The organism is Candidatus Phytoplasma sp. AldY-WA1 (genome assembly GCF_020312115.2).
Taxonomy (GTDB): Bacteria; Bacillota_I; Bacilli_A; order Acholeplasmatales; family Acholeplasmataceae; genus Phytoplasma; species Phytoplasma vitis.
On the sequence record NZ_JAHRHX020000108.1, the window covers coordinates 1 to 1,354 of the forward strand.

Annotated in this window: 1 protein-coding gene; it reads right to left on the minus strand. The window is 26.7% G+C overall.

Annotation, left to right across the window (positions count from 1 at the left end):
- Positions 1-11: 11 nt before the first annotated feature.
- On the minus strand, positions 12-1,354 hold a 1,343-nt coding region (locus KTO59_RS04280; protein WP_284928818.1), incomplete at its 5' end, for a hypothetical protein.

Consider the following 1,354-nt stretch of genomic DNA (forward strand, 5'->3'; position numbering starts at 1 on the left):
CAAAATTAATATTATCCAATTCGAGTATTGGTGTTTGTATTGTCTTGTGTTATTGGTTGTTTAGCTCTAACAGTAATTTTTCTCCCAGAACCTCCTCCTGTACCTGCTTTAGAATCATTAAGTTTCATATCTTTTAATTCAGTTCCTTGAGTTCCTGTTTCTAATTTATGACAATTGCCTTCGTTATCAACTAAAGTATAAGTGATTTGTGTAAATAAAGTTAAATCATGACTTGCATCAGTATAAAAATCTTTTGGTTTTTTGGATTTTGCAACTTCGGTAAAAAATTCATCATTTAAACTCATTTCGTTCCAAAAATTAATTAAAATAAGAGTTTCTATTTTGTCATAATTATCTGGAGCGTTTTTATTGGTTTTAGTGATTAATTTTGGAAATTTAAAGTCTGAAAAATTTGGACTTGCTATATTTATACTTTCATCTCCATAAAGATAATATTTTTGTGTACTTGATTTCTTCTTAATGATGTTATCAATGTCATCAATACTAGGAATTTTAGATTTTGGTGTTACTTCTTGTCTATGATTAGCATCATAATTTCCTTTATACTCCTCATATGAGTCTATAACATCATAATTTAAATTCGCTTTATTGTTTAAATTGTTTAACTCTTGGGTTGTGAATATATTATCTTTCGGGTAATAATATTTTGTTGTCCGATATTCCGACTTAGGTAATAATTTTACTTTGATTGGATTTTCTAACCAATCATGTTTATATTTTATTTTGTTTGAAGATACATCAAAAAATTGATTATCAAAAACAACATAAGAACCGAAAAAATTTTTAAATTTTCCTTTATTATCTTCATCTTCGTATTCAAAACCACCCACATCTAAAAGTTTGTCAAATTTGTCTTTATCGTCAAAAAATTTTTGCGGATCTTCATTTTCTCCTTGTAATTCAACCGGTATTAAATAAAACTTTACCTCAACATCAACATTAGCTTCCTTTTTGATTTTGTCACTAAAGTTTCTAAAATTAAAATCTGATCTTAAAAATAATTTATGTAAAATTTGAGATTCACAAGCTTCATTTAGGTCTGGATTAGGTGTTCTAGTAGCGCCATTTCGAGCTATTAAAGATGTAGGTCTTTTTGGTAATTTGGTAATTGTCAAATCTTCACCATCTATAAATCTATCCACACTAAAACTCTGTGATAATTTCGTTGAATGATTTTTTGTATTATACTTAAATAAGAATTTAAAAGGATTTGTAACACCAACTGTATTTGCTAAAATAACGCCTATCAAAGAAACAGCTACTAAAACTAAAAAAAATAAAATTCCTTTTTGAAGTTTAGAAAAAGAATTAAATCTTTTTTTTCTTTTTTGCA